This window comes from Pseudomonas abietaniphila (genome assembly GCF_900100795.1).
Classification (GTDB): domain Bacteria; phylum Pseudomonadota; class Gammaproteobacteria; order Pseudomonadales; family Pseudomonadaceae; genus Aquipseudomonas; species Aquipseudomonas abietaniphila.
In genome coordinates this window covers 34,472-58,129 of record NZ_FNCO01000014.1, presented here as the reverse complement: position 1 = coordinate 58,129, position 23,658 = coordinate 34,472, and the positions used below count along the sequence as shown (strand labels likewise).

Sequence of the window (23,658 nt, the reverse complement as noted above, 5' to 3'; positions counted from 1 at the left end):
GCGGAGCGTCCATCGCCGGGTTACCACGCGGAGCGCGGCAACGATCAAACAACCTTTGTCCCTCCTATAACTCCCAAACCGGTTATGTCTTGCCACCGATCACCACCGGCTATCACTGGATACGCATAAGTGATTAGCCGACCCCCTTCGCGACTGGCTAAATTCCTTCCATCGAGCCGCGATGCAAAGCCTGCGAATCGAAGAACAATTACAAGAAGCCCTGTTCCGAACCCCGTGGAACGATTGGGCGCAACCAGCAGTGGCAAGGACTCTTCTCATGAAAATCAAAGCAATCCGTACCCGTGTCTTCGAATGGAAAGGCAAAGTCGTTCCACCTCAGGCGCACTTCTGCACCAACGCCAGCGACATCCTTTTCGAACGTGGCGATGCCATGGGCTCTTTCCGCTTTCACGGTTGGCTGGTGGTGGAAGTCGAGACCGACAACGGCATCGTCGGCATCGGTAACTGCGCGCTCGCGCCTCGTGTGGCCAAGGAAATCATCGACACCTATCTGGCCCCGATCGCGATTGGCGAAGACCCGTTCGACAACGAATACATCTGGCAGAAAATGTACCGCCAGAGCCACGCCTGGGGCCGTAAAGGCATCGGCATGGCGGCCATTTCGGCGATCGACATCGCGATCTGGGACATCATGGGCAAAGCGGTGAACAAGCCGGTGTTCAAACTGCTCGGCGGCCGCACCAAAGAGAAGATCTGGACCTACGCCTCCAAGCTCTACGCCAATGACAACCTGGACCTGTTCCTGGAAGAAGCGCAGGGCTACCTGAGCCAGGGCTTCACTGCCATGAAAATGCGCTTTGGCTACGGTCCGAAAGACGGCCCGGCGGGCATGCGCCGCAACATCGAGCAGGTGCGTGCGCTGCGTGAACTGGCGGGTCCTGACGTCGACATCATGCTCGAGTGCTACATGGGCTGGACCCTGGAATACGCCCGTCGCATGTTGCCGAAACTGGCCGAATTCGAGCCGCGCTGGCTCGAAGAACCCGTGATCGCCGACGACCTGGAAGGCTACATCGAGCTGAAGAAGATGGGCATCATGCCGATCTCCGGCGGCGAGCATGAATTCACCTCCTATGGCTTCAAAGACATGCTCGAACGTCGCGCGGTCGACGTGATCCAGTACGACACCAACCGCGTCGGTGGCATCACGGCCGCGCGCAAGATCAACGCCATGGCCGAAGCCTGGTCGGTGCCGGTCATTCCGCACGCCGGTCAGATGCACAACTACCACCTGACCATGTCCACCACCGCCTCGCCGATGGCCGAGTTCTTCCCGGTGTTCGACGTCGAGGTCGGCAACGAACTCTTCTACTACGTCTTCAAGGGCGAGCCTGCACCGGTCAACGGCTACATCCAGCTGGATGACAACAAGCCGGGTCTGGGCCTGGAAATCTCGGACGAGTACCTGAGCGAGTTCAACATTATCGAGTGATGTTGTAAGCGGTCGCGCGACGTCCCTGATGCCGCGCGCGCTGCTTTTGATTCGGTTCTGATGCCCCACGATCTGCTTTTGATTCTGCCCGCAGGGCGTAGGAGCAAGCTTGCTCCTACGCCCTCCGGGCAGAAGCGAGATCGCTTTCCACATTTTCGGGAGATTCAGCCCATGCGCCTTATTCAATTCGAAAACAGCCAGGGTCAGCGCCACGTCGGCGTTGTCGAGGGCTCGCAGGTCAACGTCGTGCGCAACACCACCAGCACCCGCGAACTGGCCCTTGCCGCCATTCGCAGCCAGCACAGCCTTCAGGCTGAAGTCGAAAGCCGTGGCACCGAATCCGGCCCGGATTACGCGGGCCTCTTGCAGAACGGTCAGATCCTCCCACCGCTGGACCACGAAGACCCGGCGCATTGCCTGATCAGCGGCACGGGCCTCACGCACCTGGGCAGCGCCTCGGCGCGGGACAAAATGCACCAGCACGACGGTCAGGTCGAAGCGGGCATGACCGACACCATGAAGATCTTCAAGTGGGGCACCGAAGGCGGCAAACCGGCGCAGGGCCAGGTCGGTGCACAGCCGGAGTGGTTCTACAAAGGCGATGGCAGCATCGTGGTGCGGCCGGGTGCAGACTTCCCGGTTCCGGCGTTTGCCGAGGACGCGGGTGAAGAGCCCGAACTGACCGGCCTCTACGTCGTTGGCGATGACGGTCAGCCGTACCGGCTGGGTTACGCGCTGGGCAATGAGTTCTCCGACCACGTCATGGAGCGTCGCAACTACCTGTACCTGGCGCATTCCAAGCTGCGCTATTGCGCCTACGGCCCGGAATTGCGGGTCGGCGAATTGCCGCGTCACCTGGCTGGCATGAGCCGCATCAAGCGTAACGGCGACGTGATCTGGGAGAAGGAATTCCTCAGCGGCGAAGACAACATGTGCCACAGCCTGGCCAACCTCGAATATCACCACTTCAAGTACGCCCAGTTCCTGCGCCCTGGCGATGTGCACATTCACTACTTCGGCACCGCGACGCTGTCGTTCGCCGATGGCGTGAAAACCCAGCCGGGCGACCGCTTCCAGATCAGCCTCGATGCCTTCGGCGCACCGCTGGAAAACGGCATCGGCGAAGGGCCACGTCCCGTGGCGATCGGTCAGATCAAGGCGCTTTAGGGTTAACGGATTAGAGGAGTTTCTGATGTCTTCCACGCTTGGACACAACTTCATTGGCGGTCAGCGCAGCGCACAGGGTTCGGTGCAACTGAACAGCCTCGACGCGACCACCGGCGAGGCGCTGCCGCATGCGTTCGTGCAGGCGACCGAAGCGGAGGTCGACGCTGCCGCGCACGCCGCCGCAGCGGCCTTCCCGGCCTTTCGCAACCTGCCGGCTGAAAAGCGCGCGCAATTCCTCGACGCGATTGCCGATGAACTGGACGCACTGGGCGATGATTTCGTCGCCACCGTGTGCCGCGAGACGGCGCTGCCGGCCGGACGCATTCAAGGCGAGCGCGGCCGGACCAGCGGGCAGATGCGCTTGTTTGCCAAGGTATTGCGCCGTGGCGACTTTTACGGCGCACGCATCGACCGGGCCTTGCCTGATCGTCAGCCGTTGCCGCGCCCCGATCTGCGTCAGGTGCGCATCGGTGTGGGCCCGGTTGCGGTATTCGGCGCGAGCAACTTCCCGTTGGCGTTCTCTACGGCCGGCGGTGATACCGCCTCAGCGCTGGCAGCCGGTTGCCCGGTGATCGTCAAAGCACACAGCGGTCACATGGCCACTGCCGAGCGTGTTGCCGAAGCCGTGATCCGTGCCGCTGAGCGTACCGACATGCCGAAGGGCGTGTTCAGCATGATTTTTGGCAACGGCGTGGGCGAATGGCTGGTCAGGCATCCGCTGGTTCAGGCGGTAGGGTTTACCGGCTCGCTGCGTGGCGGCAACGCGTTGGTCAAAATGGCGTCCGAACGTCCTCAACCGATTCCGGTGTTCGCCGAGATGTCGAGCATCAACCCGGTGTTCATCTTGCCCGACGCGCTGACGGCTCGTGGCGAGAAGATTGCGTCGGAACTGGCCGCCTCGGTGACCTTGGGGGGCGGGCAGTTCTGCACCAACCCGGGCCTGGTGATGGGTTTGCATTCCCCTGCGTTCAGCCAGTTCGTCGAGCGCCTGAGCGCCAACATGAATGACCAGGCGCCACACACCATGCTCAACGCGGGTGGCCTGGTCAGCTACAGCAAAGGTCTCGAGCATCTTCACGGTCATGCCGGTGTGACGCATCTGGCCGGGCATCCGCAGCAGGGCGAACAGGCCCAGCCGCAGCTGTTCAAGGCGGACGTCAGTCTGTTGCTGAACGGCGATGAGTTGCTGCAAGAAGAGGTGTTCGGGCCGACCACGATCATCATTGAAGTCGAGGACGAGGCCACGTTGAAGTCGGCGTTGACCGGCCTTCGGGGACAACTGACCGCGACCGTGATCGGTGAGCCCGCCGAACTCGTGAGTTACGCGTGGTTGATGGAGGCGTTGCAGGAGAAGGTCGGGCGCGTGCTGCTCAATGGTTATCCGACGGGCGTCGAAGTGTGCGATGCAATGGTTCACGGCGGGCCGTATCCCGCCACGTCCGATTCGCGTGGTACGTCAGTCGGCACATTGGCGATCGATCGTTTCCTGCGCCCGGTGTGCTTCCAGAATTACCCCGATGCCTTATTGCCCGAAGCGTTGCAGAACGCCAATCCTTTGAAGATCCGCCGGTTGGTGGATGGGGATATCACTGATTCAGCGCTGTAGGGCTGCAAACCAATAAACCTGTGGGAGCGAATTCATTCGCGAGACGGCGGTACAGACGATGAAGATGTATCGCCTGAACTGTCGATCCGCGAATGAATTCGCTCCCACAGGTACGGTGTCAATCAATGAACCTGGATCACACCCGCGCTGTCTGCTTCTCGGTCACTTCGGCGGGCGACGCATCGGCAAAGTGATTCACCTGCCGCAAGGCCTTGAAGCCCACCATCCAAGTACCCACTACTCCTAACGTACACAATCCGCCGATGATCGCGGCAGGGACAGCGCCCCACAGCGCAGCGCTGCTGCCCGCGCGGAATTCGCCCAGTTCGTTGGAAGAACCAATGAACAGCATGTTCACCGCATTGACCCGACCGCGCATGTCGTCGGGGGTCGAGAACTGCACCAGCGTCGAGCGGATATACACGCTGACCATGTCCGCAGCCCCTGCAATCATCAAAGCGAACAACGACAGCCAGAACAGCGTCGACAGCGCGAACACCAGGTTCGCGAGGCCAAACACCGCGACCGCAATGAACATCACCATGCCGACATTGCGATCAAACGGCCGGACACTCAGATAAAGGCCGGTGCCGACCTCTCCCAGACTCATCGCACTGCGCAACGCCCCCAGGCCTTGCGGGCCCAGGTGCAGGACTTCGTGGGCGTAGATCGGCAGCAAGGCGACCACGCCGCCCAGCAGCACGGCGAACAGGTCCAGCGAAATGGTGCCCAGAATGATCGGGCGCGAACGAATGAACGCGATGCCCGCCGTGAAGCGTTTCCAGGCGGTGGATTCCAGAATCTGCTTTTTACCGGCATAGAGCACCGGCACGCGGGTCAGCAGCAGCACGCCGGCTATGAAACTCGCCATGCACACCGAATAGGTCAAACCGCCGCCGCCCGCCGCGTACAGGCCGCCGCCCACCAGCGGTCCGGCGATGGTGGCGATGCGCATGATCATGCTGTTGGTGGCGATGGCCGAGGCGAGTTTTTCGCGCGGCACGACCTGCGGCAGCAGGCTTTGCAGGGCCGGACCGGTGAACGCCCGGGCACAGCCGAACAACGCCAGCGTGGCATAAATCAACCGGGTGTCTTGATGGTGGGTGACCGAGAACAGCATCAGCATCAGGCTGCACAGCGCCTGGACGGTCCAGCTGATGGTCAGGATCAGTTTGCGATCGTAGCGGTCGATGAGGTCGCCGGCCGGCATCAGCAACAGCAACATCGGGATGAACTGCGCAAGGCCCACATACGCCAGCGAAATCGGGCTGCGGGTCATGTCATAGACCTGCCAGGCGACTACCACCGCTTGAATCTGCATGGCAAACACGGCTGCGAGGCGGGCCGTCAGAAACTCGAAAAAGCCAGGCTGCCGAAGCACGCTTTCAGAGGCAGATCCGGAGGGCGAAGCGGGCGATTCGGAACTCAAGGCAAGGCATCCATCGAACGGAAAGACGGCCGATTGTTATACACCGGTATGCAGGTATATGCCGGTTACTGTCACAAATTTAATGATGAGCGGTGCGATGTTATTTGACTTCGCCGCAGCGCCGACTGGCATCTCGCGGACCTGTGGAAGCCGGCTTGCTGCGGGCCGCGTTCGGACGAAGGCGCCGGGTCAGACACTGATGTTTTGAATGACCCATCGCATTCGCCACTGTCGTAACCTCCAGCAGCTCCCACAGGTGAATGTGTTTCGCATTCGCTTAGCGTCTGACCAGCAACACCCCAGACTCCATATGGTGCGTGTACGGAAACTGATCGAACAGTGCGCAGCGCTCCACCCGGTGGGTGTCGTGCAGTTGCGCGATGTTGGCCGCCAGGGTTTCCGGGTTGCAGGAGATGTACAGGATGCGTTCGAAACGACGGGTCAGTTCGCAGGTGTCCGGGTCCATGCCCGCACGCGGCGGGTCGACGAAGACGCTGCCGAACTCGTAGCTCTTCAGGTCCACACCGGCCAGACGCCGGAACGGACGCACATCGTTCAGCGCTTCGGTCAGCTCTTCAGCCGACAGACGCACCAGCGACACGTTATCCACCGCGTTGTCCGCCAGGTTGCTCAAGGCGGCGTTGACCGAGGTCTTGCTGATTTCGGTCGCCAGCACCTTGCGCACGCGGGTCGCCAGCGGCAGCGTGAAGTTGCCGTTGCCGCAATACAGCTCCAGCAGGTCATCTTCACGGTCGCCCAGCGCGTCGTACGCCCAGCTCAGCATTTTCTGGTTCACCGTGCCGTTGGGCTGGGTGAATGCGCCTTCTGGCTGGCGATAGCTGAACGTGCGTCCAGCGACGTCCAGCTCCTCGGTCACGTAATCGCGGCCGATCACCAGACGTTGCCCCTTGGAGCGACCGATCACGCTGACCTTCAAGTCCGCGGCCAGTTGCTCGGCTTCAAGCTTCCAGGCGTCATCCAGCGGACGGTGGTAGCACAGGGTGATCATGCCGTCGCCGGCCAGCGTGGTCAGGAAGTCGACCTGAAACAGCTTGTGGTTAAGCGTCTTGCTGGCTTCCCAGCGATCACGCAGCACCGGCATCAATGCATTGATCTGCAGGCTTGCGATCGGGAAATCGTTGATCAGGATCGGCGTGTACTTGTCGCCCGGCGTGAACATCGCATAGTGACGTTTGCCGTCGTCGCGCCACAGGCGGAACTCGGCGCGCAGGCGGTAGTGCTCACGCGGCGAGTCAAAGACCTGAGGTTCCGGCGCGTCGAACGGCTTCAGCAGTTCACGAAGACGATCGGCTTTTTCATCGAGCTGACGGCTGTAGCTCGCAGGGTCGAACGTGCTGCTCATGGATAGAAGCCCAGCTTGATGACGAACAGGATCGACAGCACGACCAGCGCTGAATTCAGTTCACGGGCGCGGCCCGACAACAGCTTGATCACTGTCCAGGAAATGAAACCAAACGCGATGCCGTTGGCGATGGAATAGGTGAACGGCATCGCCAGCGCGGTGAGCACGACGGGCGCCGCTTCGGTGATGTCGTCCCAGTTGATTTCCGCCAGACCCGAGGTCATCAGCACGGCCACGAAGAGCAGGGCCGGGGCGGTGGCGAAGGCCGGAACGCTGCCGGCCAGGGGCGCGAAAAACAACGCCAGCAGGAACAGCACCGCGACCACGATGGCGGTCAGGCCGGTGCGGCCACCGGCACTGACGCCGGCTGCGGATTCGATGTAGCTGGTGGTGGTCGAGGTGCCCAGCAGCGAACCGGCCATGGCGGCGGTGCTGTCGGCGATCAGCGCACGGCCCATTTTCGGCATGTGGCCGTCTTTGCCCATCAGGCCTGCGCGCTTGGCGACGCCGATCAGCGTCCCTGAGTTATCAAACAGATCAACAAAGAGAAACGAGAAGATCACGCTGACCAGACCGATGTTCAGGGCACCGGCGATGTCCAGCTGCAGGAAGGTCGGTGCCAGCGAAGGCGGCATCGACACCACGCCGCCGAACGGCGAAAAGCCCATCAGGATCGAGATGATGGTCACGGCCAGAATGCCGATCAGCACCGCGCCGCGCACTTTCAGGGCTTCCAGCGCCACGATCAGGGCAAAGCCCAGCGCCGCGAGCACCGGAGCCGGTTTGGCCAGGTCGCCCAGACCGACCATGGTGGCCGGGTTGCTGACCACGATTTCAGCGTTGTGCAGGGCAATCAGTGCCAGGAACAGACCGATACCGGCGGCAATCGCCGAACGCAGCGGCAGCGGGATGCTGTTGATGATCCATTCGCGGATGCGAAAGATCGATAGCAGGAAGAACATCACGGCGGAAATGAACACCGCACCCAGCGCCACTTGCCAGGTGTGGCCCATATGGAGCACCACGGTGTAGGTGAAGAAAGCGTTCAAGCCCATGCCCGGCGCCAGTGCGATCGGGTAGTTGGCGATCAGGCCCATGACCGTGGAGCCGATGGCGGCTGCCAGGCAGGTCGCGACGAAGATGGCGCCTTTGTCCATGCCGGTCGCGCCGAGGATGCTCGGGTTGACGAACAGGATGTAGGCCATGGCCAGGAACGTCGTGACGCCGGCCAGGATTTCCGTGCGCACATTGGTGTTATGTGCCTTGAGTTGAAACAGCCGCTCCAGCATGTGTGGCTCCCCGGTGGCGCAATGCGCCATTAATGAAATCGACTAAAACAGCAAAGCACAGCTCGCGAAAAGAGCTTGCACAAATTCTGCCAGTCGCAAAAAGCCGCGCATCATACCAGCGTCCCCCGTGAAAGGCTGCTGACGTTGATCGGTATGGAAGGGCACGCGCGCTTGGGTTCCCACGCCCTTGGGGTCCCAGGCACCCGGCACGCTCATCACAAACCCTGAACGTTTGGGAAAACCCGCCAGTCGTACCTCATGAGACGCAGATTGACTGCGCAGACGCGTACCTACCGTGAGGTTTGCAATGAGCGAGACAACTAACCAGGCCTTCGCAGAGCATGCCATTGCTCTGACCCTGAACGGCCAGTCCAGACAATTGAACGTGCAGCCGTGGTCGACATTGCTGGACGTATTGCGTGAACAGCTCGATCTGGTGGGCACCAAGAAAGGCTGTGACCACGGACAGTGCGGGGCGTGCACGGTGCTGCGCGATGGCAAGCGGGTCAATGCCTGCCTGACCCTGGCGGTCATGTGCGACGGCGCCGAGTTGACCACCATCGAAGGGCTGGCGGACGGCGACACGCTGCATCCGATGCAGCAGTCGTTCATCAAACATGACGCCTTTCAGTGCGGTTACTGCACGCCGGGTCAGATTTGCTCGGCAGTCGGGCTGGCCAACGAAGGCCGGGCGCAGACCGCTGACCAGATCAAAGAGTTGATGAGTGGCAACCTGTGCCGCTGCGGCGCCTACACCAACATCCTCGCGGCGGTCGAAGAGGCCTTGCCGCAATCGGCTGCCAAGGCATCGGCCGTCAGCGAAGGAGGGATCGACGCATGAATCCCTTCCATTACAGCAAGCCCGTCGACGTCAGTCAGGCAATCAGCCTGGCCGGAGCGGCCAGCCGCTTTATCGCGGGCGGCACCAACCTGCTGGATTTGATGAAAGAAAACATCGCCCGGCCGGAACACCTGATCGACATCACCGGCCTGCCGCTCAAGGACGTCCGGGAAACCGCCAGTGGCGGCCTGTTGATCGGTGCGATGGTGAGCAATGCCGATCTGGCGTGGCATCCCTTGGTCGAGCAGCGTTACCCGTTGCTGTCGCAAGCCATCCTGGCAGGCGCCTCGCCTCAGCTGCGTAACATGGCCAGCACCGGCGGCAACCTGCTTCAGCGCACCCGTTGTTACTACTTTTACGATTCGGCGGTGCCTTGCAACAAGCGCGAGCCGGGAAGCGGATGCCCGGCTAAAGACGGCCTGAACCGGATTCACGCGATCCTGGGCGCCAGCGAGGACTGCGTGGCCACCCACCCGTCGGACATGTGCGTGGCCCTAGCCGCGCTGGATGCCGTTGTGCATGTGGAAGGTCGGGGCGGCAAACGCACCATCGAATTCGCCGACTTTCACCGGCTGCCGGAAGACGCCCCACAGCGCGACAACCAGCTGGCCGATGACGAATTGATCACTGCCATCGAACTCCCGCCCCAAGGGTTTGTTGCACACAGCCATTATCTGAAGATTCGCGATCGTGCGTCCTACGCCTTCGCGCTGGTCTCGGTCGCGGCTGCGCTGGAACTGGACGGCGACATCATTCGCGACGTGCGCCTGGCCCTGGGCGGGGTGGCGCACAAGCCGTGGCGTGACAAAGCGGTTGAGCAGTCGCTCATAGGGCAACCGGTGTCCCGGGAGAATTTCGTGGCGGCAGCCGAAGCCATCCTGCGTGACGCCAAACCGCTCGAACACAACGCCTTCAAGGTCAAGCTGGCGCAACGCGCCATCGTCCGTGCGCTCAGCGACGCGGCAACAGGAGGTAAAGCCTGATGAACGCGAAGATCAATCCACCCGGCTATGTTTCACCCGTCGGGCAACCGCTGGATCGCGTCGACGGTCACCTGAAGGTCACCGGCCAGGCACGCTATGCCGGCGAATACCCGCAAGCCGGCCTGCTGTTTGGCAGCGTGGTGTCCAGCAATATTGCGTGCGGCCGCGTGCTGCGCATTGACGCCTCGCGAGCCTTGCAGGTCAAAGGTGTCGTCGCCGTCATTGACCACACCAACCGGCCGCATGTTGCCAGTTACGACAAGGATTACGAGGACGCGGACTCAGCCGAAGGCTCGCCATTCCGGCCTCTGTATAACGATCGCGTGCTGTACAGCGGGCAACCGCTGGCGCTGGTCGTGGCCGACACCCTCGAGCTTGCGCGTCACGCAGGCTCGCTGGTGCGCATCGAGTATGAAACCGACGCTCACCAGACCGACCTGATGGCCGCACAAGGGAACGCGCACACGGCGCCGGCTGAAACCCCCAAGCCGCGCGGCGATTTCGAGACCGCCTTTACTCAGGCTGCGATCACGGTGGACGCGTGTTACAGCACGCCGAACGAGCATCACAACCCGATGGAGCCCCACGCGTCGACCGTGATGTATCAGGATGACGGCAGTCTTGAGATCCACGACAAGACCCAAGGCACGCAGAACTGCCAGGATTACCTGCACAAGGTGTTCGGCCTGGAGAAGGACAAGATCCGTGTCCTGGCGGCGTTCGTCGGCGGCGCGTTCGGCTCCGGCTTGCGCCCGCAATACCAGCTGCCTCTGGCGGTCATGGCCGCGCTGCATCTCAAACGCTCGGTTCGCGTCACCCTGACGCGCCAGCAGATGTTCACGTTCGGCTATCGCCCCCACACCTTGCAACGCTTGCGGCTGGGCGCGACCGCCGACGGGCGCCTGTTGGCAGTGGGTCACGACGTGATCGGCCAGACCTCGCGATTCGAGGACTTCACTGAGCACGTGGTCGAGTGGAGCGGCATGCTCTATCAATGCGACAACGTGCAGCTGACCTACAAACTTGCGCCGCTGGACGTGTATACACCGCTGGACATGCGTGCGCCGGGCGCGACGTCGGGCATGGTCGGTCTGGAGTGTGCGCTGGATGAACTGGCGTATGCGACCGGCGTCGATCCCGTGAAACTGCGCGCGATCAATTTCGCCGACCGTAACGGCAACGAAGACAAGCCTTACTCCAGCAAAGAGTTGCTCGCCTGCTACGAGCAGGGCGCCGACCGCTTCGGCTGGAGCCAGCGTAACTCCGAGCCACGCAGCATGCGCCAAGGTCGCCAACTGGTGGGTTGGGGCATGGCCGGTGGCGTGTGGGAAGCCATGCAGATGAAAGCCAGTGCCAAGGCGCGCATCGACGCAAGCGGCAAGCTGACCGTCAGCAGTGCGACCACCGACATCGGGACCGGCACCTACACGGTCATGACCCAGATCGCAGCCGAAGCGGCGGGCATGACGCCCCAGGACGTTACGTTCGTGCTCGGCGACTCCTCGCTGCCGACGGCGCCGCTGCAGGGCGGCTCCTTCACGGTATCGTCCGTCGGCACGGCGGTGCAGCAAGCGTGCCGGGCGTTGCGCGCCAAGTTGCTGGATGCCGTGCGCATGGCCCATCCCGAGTTCGCGGTGGTGGACATGGAAGAGGTCGGCTTCGGCGACGGTTGCCTGCACATTCGTGGGCAGCGGTTTTCGTACGCCGACATCGTGCGCGCGTCGTCCCACGAAACACTGGAGGTCCAGGTAGACGCCGAACCGGATGAAAAGCGCGAAGGCTATTCGACCGCGACCCACTCGGCGGTGTTCGTCGAGGTACTGGTCGATGAGGACTTGGGCACCGTGCGTGTCAACAGGGTCGTAAGCGCCGTGGCCGCTGGCCGGGTGGTCAACCCCAAGACCGCACGCAGTCAGATCCTCGGCGGCGTCGTGTGGGGCATCAGCCAGGCGATGCATGAAGAGACCCAGAACGATCAGCATCTGGGCCGCTTCATGAACCACAGCCTGGCCGAGTACCACATCCCGGTGAACGCGGACATTGGCGACATCGACGTGATGTTCGTCGAGGAAAACGACGACATCGTCAACGAACTGGGTTCCAAGGGCGTCGGCGAGATCGGCATCGTCGGCGTGGCTTCGGCCATCGCCAATGCGGTCTATCACGCGACCGGCAAGCGGGTGCGGGATTTCCCGATTACGCTGGATAAGGTGCTCTAAACCGCCGCGCCTCTTGTAGGCGCGCGCTTGCCCGCGATTGCGCTGTGTCAGGTTCATTGAGGGTGACTGACCGTCTGCAATCGCGGGCAAGCGCGCTCCTACAATGGGCCATGCATGAACCTGTGTTTCGTTAGAGCCAACCGCTCGTGAATGAATTCGCGCTCCAGTGGATCTCCATCAGACTCAGAGTCGGGAACACTTCCAATGTCGCTCCAGTGCAACCAAAGGTCGCGCTGGTGCGCTTCGTGCGAGGGGCTGCTGCGTAATTTGCTCCAACGCGGCAGCATTCGGATTGCCGTGGGTCTTGAAGCCTTAGAAAAACTGCCGAAAAGAGCTGAATAAAATAACGAGCCGACCCGAGGAGCACGCATGAAGAGATTTATTCGTCAGATCAGTTGCGGTGTGTTGATGCTGAGCAGTACCGCCTTGATGGCAGCCGAGCCGGCCAAATGTCAGAGCGTGCGGATGGGTGTGGTCAACTGGACCGACGTGATCGCGACCAGTGCGGTGGCGGAAGTGCTGCTGCAAAACATGGGCTACGAGGTCAAGCAGACCAGTGCGGCGCAGCAGATCGTTTTTGGCGGCTTGCGCGATGACCGACTCGACGTGTTCCTGGGTTACTGGAAACCGGCGATGGACAAGAACATCGCACCGTTCGTGGCTGCGAATCAGGTGAAAGTCTTCGACACACCGAGCATGAACGACGCCCAGGCGACGCTGGCCGTGCCGCAATACGTGGCCGATGGCGGGCTGAAAACCTTTGCCGATATCGCCAAGTTCAAGGACAAACTGGGCGGCAAGATCTACGGCATCGAGCCCGGCACCGGCGCCAACGCCAACATCAAGGGCATGATCGAGAAGAACCAGTTCGGCCTCGGTGGCTTCCAGTTGGTGGAGTCGGGCGAGGCGGGCATGCTGGCGGCCGTGCAGCGTGCGACCAAGCGTAACGAGTGGGTGGTGTTTGTGGGCTGGACCCCGCACCCGATGAACATCAACATGAAGATCGCGTACCTGACCGGCAGCGAGGACGTGTTCGGTCCGGGCGAAGGCGCAGCCACCGTGTCGGTGGTGACCGCACCGGATTACGCAACGCGTTGCCCCAACGTGAACAAACTGATGAGCAACCTGAAGTTCACCGCCGCTCAGGAAAGCCAGATGATGGTGCCTATCATGGACCGCAAGGCGCCCACTGACGTCGCCAAACAGTGGCTTAAGGATCATCCTGAAGACATGAAGCGCTGGCTGGACGGCGTGACCACCTTTGATGGCAAGGACGCAGCGTCTGCCGTGCAGGTCGCGGTCAATAAATAAGCCGCAGGTGGATCTGTTCAAGCCCGCGTGCTTACCTTGTGGGAGCGAATTCATTCGCGAGACGTCTGTACGGTCGCCCCATCCAAGGCGACCGAACCACCGAATCGCGGGCGCGTTCGATCTCACAGTGTTCACGTTCTACACGCCAGGTAACTCCCTCGATCCCGGCGGTTCCGACGGGCTGGAGCCACACATGCCCACTTACGCTTCGCTGTCGCCGGCCATGGTCGGCTTCATCGAAAAGACTCTGAGTTTCAGCGTCGCATCGCTGGAGATCGCTGACCAGCGCCGCGCTTACTCGCGCATGTGCGAAGCCTTCACGCCCGCCCGTTCTCAGGATCTCGACGTCAGGGACCTCCAGCTCGCGGGTGTCCTGGTGCGCAGCTACCGCCCTCGCTACCTCTCTGCCGAATACCCGGCACCTTGCGTGATGTACCTGCACGGCGGCGGCTGGGTGGTGGGCGATCTGGATTCACACGACTTTCTTACAGCGGCGCTCGCGATCGACCTCAATGCCGTGGTGATTGCCGTGGACTACCGACTGGCGCCCGAGCATCCGTTCCCGGCGGGATTTGGTGACTGTCTGGCGGTCTGGCATGCGTTGCAGGTTCAGGCGCCGCGGATGGACATCGACCCCCATCGAGTCGCGATTGCCGGTGACAGTGCGGGCGCAAATCTGGCAGCGGCCGTGTGCCTGGCGCTACGCGATGCGGGGGAGCGACAGCCCGTCGGGCAGGCGTTGGTGTATCCAGGCCTGGGGGGCGGCGACGATCTTCCCTCGCGTACCGAGTGTGTCGATGCGCCGCTGCTCAGCACGGCGGACCTTGGGTTTTACCGCCAGCTTTATATGAATGAGAGCGAGCGTTCGCCCTACGCGATGCCATTGAACGCGACCGATTTTCGAGGGCTGGCGCCTGCGTTTATTGCGGTGGCCCAGTTCGATCCGCTGCGCGATGACGGCAGCTGTTATGAGCGGGCCTTGCGCGAAGCCGGCGTGGCGACCGAGTTCGATCCCGGCTTGGGGCTGGTGCATGGCAGCCTGAGAGGCAAGGGGCACGTACCTGAGGTGGATGCCCTTTACCGCCGCCTTGTTTCTGCATTGCTGGGGTTTATCCGCAGCTCGTTGTGAGCGTGGTTCCTAGACCGCAGCCTTCTCGGCCTCTGCCACGACCTCGCTCATCCGGTCGCGCTTTGCCAGGCCAGGGAACAGTTTGATCCACAACCCGGTAATCGCCAGCGTGCCGACGCCACCGAGCACCACGGCGGGCACGGTGCCTAACCAGTGCGCTGTCAGACCGGACTCGAACTCGCCCAACTGGTTCGACGCGCCGATGAACAAGCCATTCACAGCACTTACCCGGCCGCGCATTTCGTCGGGCGTCTCCAGTTGGAGAAACAACGACATGCCCAGTGCACCCACCGCAGGCGCCGAACGCAGCAAGCCAAGGCCCCACGGGCCGGTCAGCAGAATGTCACGCTGTCCGTCAGGCCGCCGATCGTCAAGGCCAAGGCAATGAACGCCTGCAACGTCTGGCAAATCGCGGCGACCTTGCGTCGATCGTACCGATCCGCCACATGCCCCCGGTGTGCAGCATGAACAGCACCCGCGGTGCGAATTCGACCAGACCGACCAGCCCCAGGTCCAGCACGTTGCCGGCCAACTGATAGAGATTCCAGCCGATGGCCACGGTGAGCATCTGAAAACCGCTGGCCGTAAAGATCCGGGCGAGCCAGAATGCGACGAACGGTCGATGGTGACGGAGCAGAGCAGGGGGCTGAGTCGGCATTGGACGACAGCCAGCAAAGGAAAAAGGAGGGTTTCACAAGGTTGCCACTTTGCATCAGTACCTCTTTTTGTAACAGGGCGTTGCCTCGGATCTGCTTGGACACGCACTCGGTGGGCGCCGAAGCCCTCTGCTCCGGTTTTCCCGAAACTGCTCTGTATCAAGGGGTGAGGCAACTCGCCACGCGACAAAAGGCCACGCAGTTCACCTGCCGAAATGGGACTACTCTTTGATCGTTGGTTGACCTGAATCAATTGCGCGATACATGTGGATTGACCGGGCGGCTTGACAGAACTCCCGCGTCGTCTTCTGGCCTGTGGCCTGAGCGCGAACTAAAAAGAACAAACGCATTACGTCGTACTCAATACACCGTGGGGGCAGACGCTGAGGGCCCCAAGGTCCGAAGCCGGTTTCACCTGATAGAGGAAGACCTATGTTCGGTTTAGAGGCACTCGATCTCGCCCGAATCCAGTTTGCGTTCACCGTTTCATTTCACATCCTGTTCCCGGCCATCACCATTGGTCTGGCGAGTTTTCTCGCTGTGCTCGAAGGCCTGTGGCTCAAGACTCACGACAATACCTACCGGGATCTCTACCACTTCTGGTCGAAGATCTTTGCCGTGAACTTCGGTATGGGGGTGGTTTCCGGTCTGGTCATGGCGTACGAGTTCGGCACCAACTGGAGCCGGTTCTCCGACTTCGCGGGGGCGGTCACGGGGCCGTTGCTGACCTACGAAGTGCTCACCGCCTTCTTCCTCGAAGCCGGCTTCCTCGGCGTGATGCTGTTTGGCTGGAATCGTGTCGGCCGTGGCTTGCACTTCTTCGCCACCGTCATGGTCGCGGTCGGTACGCTGATTTCCACCTTCTGGATTCTCGCCTCCAACAGCTGGATGCAGACCCCGCAAGGGTATGAAATCGTCGACGGCCGCATCATTCCGGTGGACTGGCTGGCGGTGATCTTCAACCCATCGTTCCCCTACCGTCTGGCGCACATGGCGATTGCCGCGTTCGTGGCCACCGCGTTCTTTGTGGGTGCGTCGGCGGCCTGGCACTTGCTGCGCGGCCGTGATAATCCGGCCATTCGCCGCATGCTCTCGATGGCCATGTGGATGGCGCTGATCGTTGCGCCGATTCAAGCGGTGGTCGGTGACGCCCATGGTTTGAATACGCTGGAGCACCAGCCGGCCAAGATCGCGGCCATTGAAGGTCACTGGGAGAACGTGGGTGACGAACCCTCCCCGCTGATTCTGTTTGGTATTCCGGACATGAAAGAGGAGCGGACCAAATACGCGATTGAGATCCCGTATCTGGGCAGCCTGATCCTGACCCACAGCCTGGATAGACAGATTCCGGCGCTCAAGTCTTTCCCGCCTGAGGACCGCCCCAACTCTCTGATCGTGTTCTGGTCGTTCCGCATCATGGTGGCGCTGGGCATGTTGATGATTTTCGTGGGGCTTTGGAGTGCCTGGCTGCGCTGGCGCGGCGGGCTATACACCAATCGCCTGTTCCTGCGCCTGGTCATGTGTATGGGCCCCGCTGGCCTGATCGCGATGCTCGCGGGCTGGTTCACCACTGAAATCGGGCGTCAGCCGTGGGTGGTCTACGGGTTGATGCGCACAGCCAACGCGTCGTCGAACCACAGCGTGGGGCAACTGACGATCACCCTGGTGCTGTTCGTCGTGGTGTATTTCCTGCTGTTCGGCACGGGCTTCGGCTACATGATGCGCCTGGTGCGCAAAGGACCGAAAACCCATGAAGGCGATGACACGCCTCACGGCGGTCCCGGCCAGAAACGCACTCCTGCACGTCCTCTCTCCGCTGCCGACGAAGGCACCGAAGAAGGGCACAAAGATAGCCTGCGTGAGGTGAACTGAGCCATGGGTATTGATCTTCCACTGATCTGGGCCGTGATCATCATCTTCGGCATCATGATGTACGTCATCATGGACGGCTTCGACCTCGGGATCGGCATTCTCTTCCCGTTCATCAAAGGCAAATCCGACCGCGATGTGATGATGAACACCGTCGCACCGGTCTGGGACGGCAACGAAACCTGGCTGGTACTGGGTGGCGCGGCGCTGTTCGGCGCGTTCCCGCTGGCCTATTCGGTTGTCCTCGAAGCGTTGTACCTGCCGCTGATCTTCATGCTCATCGGGCTGATCTTCCGTGGTGTGGCGTTCGAGTTCCGTTTCAAGGCCACCGACGCCAAGCGTCACCTGTGGGATAAGGCGTTCATCGGCGGTTCGCTGGTGGCGACGTTCTTCCAGGGCGTTGCGCTGGGCGCGTTCATCGATGGCATCCCGGTGGTCAACCGAGCTTATGCCGGCGGCGGGCTCGACTGGCTGACACCGTTCTCGCTGTTCTGCGGCCTGGCGCTGATCGTGGCCTACGCGTTGCTCGGTTGCACCTGGCTGATCATGAAGACCGAAGGCGGTCTGCAGAAGGCCATGCATGATCTGGCGCGGCCTCTGGCGATCGCGACGCTGGTGGTGATGGGCATCGTCAGCCTGTGGACCCCGCTGGCGCATCAGGATATTGCCGATCGCTGGTTCAGCGTACCGAATCTGTTCTGGTTCATGCCGGTGCCGGCACTGGTTCTGGTGACCATGTACGGGCTGTTCAAGGCGGTCGAGCGTAATGCGAACTACACGCCGTTTCTGCTGACGCTGGTGCTGATCTTCCTGGGCTACAGCGGTCTGGGCATCAGCTTGTGGCCAAACATCGTACCGCCGTCGATTTCGATCTGGGACGCTGCCTCGCCGCCGCAAAGCCAGGGCTTCATTCTGGTCGGGACACTGTTCATCATCCCGTTCATCCTGGGTTACACCTTCTGGAGCTACTACGTGTTCCGCGGCAAGGTCACCCACGAAGACGGTTACCACTAGTTGGCGTTCGGCTCCGGTTTAAACTCGGGGTCGTTTCCGGAAGAAGAGGGCTCAGCGATGTCCGGTAAAGAATCCTTTCATGACCAACCCGCGCACGAGGAAGATCCCGCGCGCAAGTCGCCGCTCTGGAAACGCATCGGCTGGCTGGTCACGATCTGGGCGGGGAGTGTGTTCGTCCTGTTCATTTTCGCCAGCCTGCTGCGCATGTTCATGACGGCGGCGGGGATGAAGTCGCATTGAGTGTTTTCTGCGCAATAAAAAACCCGCTTCGGCGGGTTTTTTCTTAGTCGGCGCCCTGACCGCGCAGGATACGTGTAGGCGCGCGCTTGACCGCGATTACGGTCTGCCCGTCACCCTTGAAGGTGGCCGGCTTCATGCATCGCCGGCAAGCGGACTCCTACCCTCCAGTCATTAAAATCATTTGCGCGCTTTAAGAATGACGAACTTCGGCGTTGCCGCCACCTGCTCAACCCCTCTGAACAGCCGCGCCAGCTTGCTGTGGTAGCCCAGGTGGCGGTTACCGACGATGTACAGCGCGCCGCCCGTCACCAGCGCAGAGCGCGCTTGCTGGAACATGCGCCAGGCCAGAAAATCACCCACCACCTGTTGCTGATGAAACGGCGGATTGCACAGCACCACGTCCAGCGAATCCGGTTCCTGACCCGCAAGGCCGTCGCCGGCGCGGATCACCGCCTCACGTTCACCCAGCGCCAGTTGCCAATTCTCCTGAGCGGACTGCACCGCCATGAACGACTCGTCCACCAGCGTGTAGTGCGCGTCAGGGTTGGCCAAGGCGCTGGCGATTGCCAACACACCATTACCGCACCCTAGGTCCGCGACGCGCGCTGCGCCCAGGTTTTTCGGCAGATGCGGCAAGAACGCCCGCGTACCGATGTCCAGGCCGTCACGGCAGAACACGTTGGCGTGGTTGATCAGCTCGATCTTCGGCTCGTCCAGCGTATAGCGTGTCGGGAACGGGGAGGGTTGAAACGTCTTGGACTGCGGCGTGCAGAACAGCAGACGCGCTTTCTTCACCGCCAGCGAAGCCTGCACCGGGCCAATGTACTCTTCCATCAACTCACCCGCCGAACGGGGCAGATGTTTGACCATCCCGGCGGCCACCACCTTGGCACCCGGTGCCAATTGCCCTTGCAGGCGAATCAGTTGCTCTTCAAGCAGGGCGAGGGTCTTGGGCACGCGAATCAGCACCCAGTCGAACGGGCCCGTCAGCGGCTCGCTGGCAGGAATCACGGGGACCGCATCGAACGCCTGACCGTTACGCACCAGGTTCTTCTCCAGCGCCTGAACCCCGAGAAAGGAGTCCGTGCTGCTGAAGACGGCCGCATGGGGTGCGAGACTGGTGGCTAGGGCGCCAAAGCTGTCGTTGAGGATCAGCATGCGGGTTTGTAACGTCAGGCCTTGTTCGGCGACGTGGTTGAGCAGGTACTCGTCGGCGGCGTCGAATGCCTGCAAGGGTTCATCCGACTGCTCCGGCTGGCGAATCAGGTCGAGCTCGGCGAAAGGCGTGGTAAGCAGGGGCATGTACAGGGAATGTCCATTCGTTGGCGACGCGGTCAGGCGCTCGGCGGGTGTCATGTAAGCGCCGTTGCTACCGGACTCACGAAACCCGCGATTTTACGTGTTTTTCGACCTTTCGCACCTGAGGTTTTTCGTCATCGTCTTTGAATCCCCCCATGCCCCGCTTGATCAGAACACTCCGTGCAGCGCCGCCTGCACCACGGCCGAGGTCTTGTTCGTCACCCCCATTTTGCGAATGGCGCTGCCGATGTGGAAGTTCACCGTTCGCAGCTTCAGGTCCAGAATCATCGCCACTTCAGCAGCGGTTTTCCCTTCTGCGGACCACTTGAGTATCTCTGCCTCCCGAAGTGTCAGCCCCTTGTGGGGCAGGGTAGCGCCCCCTGTCAGTTGCGGTGACGCCAATGTCTGATGTTCCATCGCAAGCCTCCATGCCTGATCGTACTGACTACCTTTTTGATTGAAGTCTAGGAAAAAAACATTTTGTGGTCGGGGATCGGCCTGGGGCTGCTGACGAGTGGAGCAACCCAGCGGTAATCAGCGTTTTTAAAAAGCGATTCAAATCAGCAGATTGCAGCCTTCAGCGCGTGATGTTGTCGTTGATCGCGATAACGATGATCGCGAAATGCTCTAAAAACACGTGTATTGCCATCCAGCCCCCTCCACCGATATCACTACAAACCTGCGGTGTTTATCGCGGCCCGTTTGCGGGAAACTGGGTGCTCTTGAATGAGTGACAGGAGCCAGGAGCGCCCAATGACCGCCAGTGCAGAGAAATTCACCCGGCAAACGCTGCTGGACGTGACGCCGTTGACACCTAGCCTGTTCACCTTTCGCACGACTCGCGATCCGGGTTTCCGCTTCACCGCAGGGCAATTCGCACGGCTGGGCGTGACCAAGGCTGACGGCAGCACGGTATGGCGGGCCTATTCGGTCGTGTCGTCGCCGTTCGACGAATTCCTGGAGTTTTTCTCGATCGTGGTGCCGGGAGGCGAATTCACCAGCGAACTGAGCCGCCTGCGCACGGGCGATACGCTGATGGTGGAAAAACAGGCGGTGGGCTACCTGACCCTCGACCGCTTCACCGATGGGCGGGATCTGTGGATGTTGTCCACAGGCACGGGCGTGGCGCCGCTTCTCTCGATCCTGCAGGACTTTGAGGTGTGGGAGAAATTTGAACGCATCATCCTGGTCTACAGCGCCCGTGAGACCAAAGAGCTTGCGTACCAAGAGCTGATTGCCGGCCTGGCCCAGCGCGATTACCTGGCCGAATACGCGCACAAGTTTCAGTTCATTGCCACCGTGACCCGCGAAGAGCATCCGGGCGCGCTCCACGGACGGATCACCACGCTGATCGAAAATGGCGAACTGGAGAAGGCTGCCGGGGTAGCGCTGACACCTGAGCATTCGCGGGTGATGATTTGCGGCAATCCGCAAATGATCGACGACACCCGCGCACTGCTCAAAACCCGCGACATGCGCCTGGCCCTGACCCGCAAGCCGGGGCAGATAGCGGTGGAGAATTATTGGTAGAGCCAGCGGGCACCGTCACTGTGGGGGCGAATTCATTGGCGCGAGGTCGTTACATCCGCTAGAGAGATTGCGTCTGATAGTCCGCATCGCGAATGAATTCGCTCCCACAAGGTTTTACGCTGAGCCACTGGGGGTGTGGCAGAGGCGCTTTGCTTAAACCAACCGATCAGGATTCACAGGCAGCGGCGCAGCCGGTTTGCTGTTCTGCTCTTTCAACAGGTCCCGGATCTCGGTCAGCAGGGTTTCCTGCGGTGTTGGAACCGGTGGCACGGTAGGGGCCTTGGCTTCTTCACGCTTCAGGCGGTTGATAGCCTTCACGCCCATGAAGATGGCGAACGCAACGATGATGAAGTCGATCACGGTCTGGATGAATTTGCCGTAAGCCAGCACCACGGCCGGTGTCGTACCTTCCGCGCCCTTCAGGGTGATCGCCAGATCACTGAAATCCACGCCGCCGATCAGCAACCCCAAGGGCGGCATGATGACATCGCCGACGAACGACGAAACGATCTTGCCGAATGCCGCGCCGATGATGATACCGACGGCCATGTCGACGACGTTTCCTTTGACGGCAAAGGCTTTGAACTCGCTTAGTACGCTCATGGTGTATTCCTTTGTTACAGATGAGGGTGGTGGATGCAGTGTATGTCAGCTACACGGATCCCGCGTAATCCATGCAATCGACCGGCTCCGGCCGGGTTAGTTTTACTGAATCCCCCAAAAAGGTAGTTCGCGGTCCCTTCGCACGCAGGTGTTTGAGCCTTGGGGTATGATTGGCCCTTTTTTGCGGCGGGGGTTTCATGGCAAAGGCCAAACGCATGTATGGCTGCACCGAGTGCGGCGCGACCTTTCCCAAATGGGCCGGGCAATGCGGCGAATGCGGCGCCTGGAACACCCTGGTCGAGACTGTCATCGAAAGCGGCGGCGCAGCGGCGCCGAGTGGTCGCGCGGGATGGACTGGCCAGCAGGCGCAGATCAAGACCCTGGCGGAAGTCAGCGTCGAGGAAATCCCCCGTTTCTCCACCAACTCGGCGGAGCTGGACCGCGTGCTCGGCGGTGGTTTGGTGGATGGCTCGGTGGTGTTGATCGGCGGTGATCCCGGTATCGGCAAATCAACGATTCTGTTGCAGACCCTGTGCGCCATCGCAGAGCGCATGCCGGCGCTGTACGTCACCGGCGAAGAATCCCAGCAGCAAGTGGCCATGCGCGCCCGACGCCTCGGGCTTCCTCAGGACAAACTGCGGGTCATGACCGAAACCTGCATCGAAAGCATCATCGCCACGGCGCGGATCGAGCAGCCGAAGGTCATGGTGATCGACTCGATCCAGACCATCTTCACCGAGCAGCTGCAATCAGCGCCGGGCGGCGTCTCGCAGGTGCGCGAGAGTGCTGCGTTGCTGGTGCGCTATGCGAAGCAGAGCGGCACGGCGATCTTCCTGGTCGGCCACGTGACCAAGGAAGGCGCGTTGGCAGGTCCGCGCGTCCTCGAACACATGGTCGACACCGTGCTGTATTTCGAGGGTGAGTCGGACGGGCGTCTGCGCTTGTTGCGCGCGGTGAAAAACCGCTTCGGCGCCGTCAACGAGTTGGGCGTCTTCGGCATGACCGACAAGGGCCTGAAAGAAGTCTCCAATCCCTCGGCGATCTTTCTGACCCGTGCGCAGGAAGCCGTCGCGGGGAGCGTGGTCATGGCGACGTGGGAAGGCACGCGCCCGATGCTGGTGGAAGTGCAGGCGTTGGTCGATGACAGTCACCTGTCCAACCCGCGCCGCGTCACGCTGGGTCTCGACCAGAACCGCCTGGCCATGCTGCTGGCGGTCTTGCATCGCCATGGCGGCATTCCGACCCACGATCAGGACGTGTTCCTTAACGTGGTCGGCGGCGTGAAAGTTCTGGAAACCGCGTCCGACCTCGCATTGATGGCAGCGGTCATGTCCAGCTTGCGTAACCGCGCACTGCCAGGCGATTTGCTGGTGTTTGGGGAAGTGGGCCTGTCGGGCGAAGTGCGCCCCGTGCCGAGTGGCCAGGAGCGCTTGAAGGAAGCGGCCAAGCATGGCTTCAAACGCGCCATCGTGCCCAAGGGCAACGCGCCTAAGGAATCACCGCCGGGTCTGACCGTGATTGCCGTGACGCGGCTCGATCAGGCGCTGGATGCGTTGTTTGAGGAGTAGTGGGCCGCAGACAATAAAAAACAGTGCAGGAGCGCGCTTGCCCGCGAAAACATTCGTGCATCCGCTACACATGGGGTGGCTCACAATCC

The 23,658-nt window shown here is 61.4% G+C and carries 19 protein-coding genes and 1 pseudogene; 13 read left to right on the top strand and 7 right to left on the bottom strand.

Annotation, left to right across the window (positions count from 1 at the left end; translation table 11 throughout):
• Nucleotides 1–277 precede the first annotated feature (277 nt).
• The 3 genes from BLS87_RS23690 (at nt 278) to BLS87_RS23680 (ending at nt 4,226) form a co-directional block, all read left to right on the top strand.
• Nucleotides 278–1,453 (top strand): L-rhamnonate dehydratase, encoded by a 1,176-nt coding sequence (locus BLS87_RS23690; protein ID WP_074756263.1) that lies wholly within the window; start codon nt 278–280, stop codon nt 1,451–1,453.
• A gap of 171 nt (nt 1,454–1,624) precedes the next feature.
• Entirely contained in the window at nt 1,625–2,620 is a 996-nt protein-coding gene (gene araD1, locus BLS87_RS23685) for an AraD1 family protein (RefSeq protein ID WP_074756261.1), read from the top strand.
• A gap of 25 nt (nt 2,621–2,645) precedes the next feature.
• Nucleotides 2,646–4,226, top strand: a complete 1,581-nt coding sequence (locus BLS87_RS23680; protein ID WP_074756259.1) for an aldehyde dehydrogenase (NADP(+)) — start codon at nt 2,646–2,648, stop codon at nt 4,224–4,226.
• 136 nt (nt 4,227–4,362) lie between these two features.
• On the opposite strand, the gene BLS87_RS23675 is transcribed toward BLS87_RS23680, so the two are convergent.
• From BLS87_RS23675 to BLS87_RS23665, 3 genes are all read right to left on the bottom strand, one after another.
• Nucleotides 4,363–5,655 carry an MFS transporter gene (locus BLS87_RS23675; RefSeq protein ID WP_074756257.1) on the bottom strand — a complete coding sequence of 431 codons (1,293 nt, stop codon included), beginning with the start codon at nt 5,653–5,655 and terminating at the stop codon, nt 4,363–4,365.
• A gap of 277 nt (nt 5,656–5,932) precedes the next feature.
• Nucleotides 5,933–7,018, bottom strand: a complete 1,086-nt coding sequence (trmA, locus tag BLS87_RS23670; protein WP_074756255.1) for a tRNA (uridine(54)-C5)-methyltransferase TrmA — start codon at nt 7,016–7,018, stop codon at nt 5,933–5,935.
• Nucleotides 7,015–8,307 carry an NCS2 family permease gene (locus BLS87_RS23665; protein ID WP_074756253.1) on the bottom strand — a complete coding sequence of 431 codons (1,293 nt, stop codon included), beginning with the start codon at nt 8,305–8,307 and terminating at the stop codon, nt 7,015–7,017. Before BLS87_RS23665 ends, trmA begins: the two co-directional genes overlap by 4 nt.
• Nucleotides 8,308–8,614: 307 nt before the next feature.
• On the opposite strand from BLS87_RS23665, the gene BLS87_RS23660 reads away from it, so the two are divergent.
• The 5 genes from BLS87_RS23660 to BLS87_RS23640 all read left to right on the top strand — a co-directional run bounded on the left by BLS87_RS23660 (nt 8,615) and on the right by BLS87_RS23640 (nt 14,790).
• Entirely contained in the window at nt 8,615–9,148 is a 534-nt protein-coding gene (locus BLS87_RS23660; RefSeq protein WP_074756251.1) for a (2Fe-2S)-binding protein, read from the top strand.
• The gene (locus BLS87_RS23655; protein WP_074756249.1) at nt 9,145–10,131 is read left to right on the top strand and encodes an FAD binding domain-containing protein; all 987 of its coding nucleotides are present in this window, start codon (nt 9,145–9,147) and stop codon (nt 10,129–10,131) included. The genes BLS87_RS23660 and BLS87_RS23655 overlap by 4 nt, the downstream gene beginning before the upstream one ends.
• A complete protein-coding gene (locus BLS87_RS23650; RefSeq protein ID WP_143024469.1) occupies nt 10,131–12,350 on the top strand; it encodes a xanthine dehydrogenase family protein molybdopterin-binding subunit in 2,220 nt (739 codons plus the stop codon). Before BLS87_RS23655 ends, BLS87_RS23650 begins: the two co-directional genes overlap by 1 nt.
• Before the next feature lie 369 nt (nt 12,351–12,719).
• Nucleotides 12,720–13,661 carry a choline ABC transporter substrate-binding protein gene (choX, locus tag BLS87_RS23645; RefSeq protein WP_074756247.1) on the top strand — a complete coding sequence of 314 codons (942 nt, stop codon included), beginning with the start codon at nt 12,720–12,722 and terminating at the stop codon, nt 13,659–13,661.
• 193 nt (nt 13,662–13,854) lie between these two features.
• A complete protein-coding gene (locus BLS87_RS23640) occupies nt 13,855–14,790 on the top strand; it encodes an alpha/beta hydrolase (protein ID WP_074756245.1) in 936 nt (311 codons plus the stop codon).
• A gap of 9 nt (nt 14,791–14,799) precedes the next feature.
• Here BLS87_RS23640 and BLS87_RS35335 read toward each other — a convergent pair.
• Nucleotides 14,800–15,448 (bottom strand): annotated as a pseudogene (locus BLS87_RS35335) (MFS transporter).
• A 430-nt stretch (nt 15,449–15,878) separates the two neighbouring features.
• On the opposite strand from BLS87_RS35335, the gene BLS87_RS23630 reads away from it, so the two are divergent.
• From BLS87_RS23630 to BLS87_RS23620, 3 genes are read left to right on the top strand one after another with little or no spacing between them, the layout of a single operon-like run.
• Nucleotides 15,879–17,318, top strand: coding sequence for a cytochrome ubiquinol oxidase subunit I (locus BLS87_RS23630; protein ID WP_074756243.1), 1,440 nt, complete (start codon nt 15,879–15,881; stop codon nt 17,316–17,318).
• A 3-nt stretch (nt 17,319–17,321) separates the two neighbouring features.
• Nucleotides 17,322–18,329, top strand: coding sequence for a cytochrome d ubiquinol oxidase subunit II (cydB, locus tag BLS87_RS23625; RefSeq protein WP_074756241.1), 1,008 nt, complete (start codon nt 17,322–17,324; stop codon nt 18,327–18,329).
• A 57-nt stretch (nt 18,330–18,386) separates the two neighbouring features.
• The gene (locus BLS87_RS23620; protein ID WP_074756239.1) at nt 18,387–18,569 is read left to right on the top strand and encodes a DUF2474 domain-containing protein; all 183 of its coding nucleotides are present in this window, start codon (nt 18,387–18,389) and stop codon (nt 18,567–18,569) included.
• A 177-nt stretch (nt 18,570–18,746) separates the two neighbouring features.
• On the opposite strand, the gene BLS87_RS23615 is transcribed toward BLS87_RS23620, so the two are convergent.
• Nucleotides 18,747–19,871, bottom strand: coding sequence for a methyltransferase (locus tag BLS87_RS23615; protein ID WP_074756237.1), 1,125 nt, complete (start codon nt 19,869–19,871; stop codon nt 18,747–18,749).
• A 165-nt stretch (nt 19,872–20,036) separates the two neighbouring features.
• The gene (locus BLS87_RS23610) at nt 20,037–20,285 is read right to left on the bottom strand and encodes a helix-turn-helix domain-containing protein (protein WP_074756235.1); all 249 of its coding nucleotides are present in this window, start codon (nt 20,283–20,285) and stop codon (nt 20,037–20,039) included.
• 336 nt (nt 20,286–20,621) lie between these two features.
• Between BLS87_RS23610 and BLS87_RS23605 the strand changes: the two genes are divergently transcribed.
• Nucleotides 20,622–21,398, top strand: coding sequence for a ferredoxin--NADP reductase (locus BLS87_RS23605; protein WP_074756233.1), 777 nt, complete (start codon nt 20,622–20,624; stop codon nt 21,396–21,398).
• 153 nt (nt 21,399–21,551) lie between these two features.
• Here BLS87_RS23605 and mscL read toward each other — a convergent pair whose 3' ends face one another.
• Nucleotides 21,552–22,001, bottom strand: coding sequence for a large-conductance mechanosensitive channel protein MscL (mscL, locus tag BLS87_RS23600; protein WP_074756231.1), 450 nt, complete (start codon nt 21,999–22,001; stop codon nt 21,552–21,554).
• Between the two features lie 197 nt (nt 22,002–22,198).
• On the opposite strand from mscL, the gene radA reads away from it, so the two are divergent.
• Nucleotides 22,199–23,569 carry a DNA repair protein RadA gene (gene radA / locus BLS87_RS23595; protein WP_074756229.1) on the top strand — a complete coding sequence of 457 codons (1,371 nt, stop codon included), beginning with the start codon at nt 22,199–22,201 and terminating at the stop codon, nt 23,567–23,569.
• Nucleotides 23,570–23,658 lie beyond the last annotated feature (89 nt).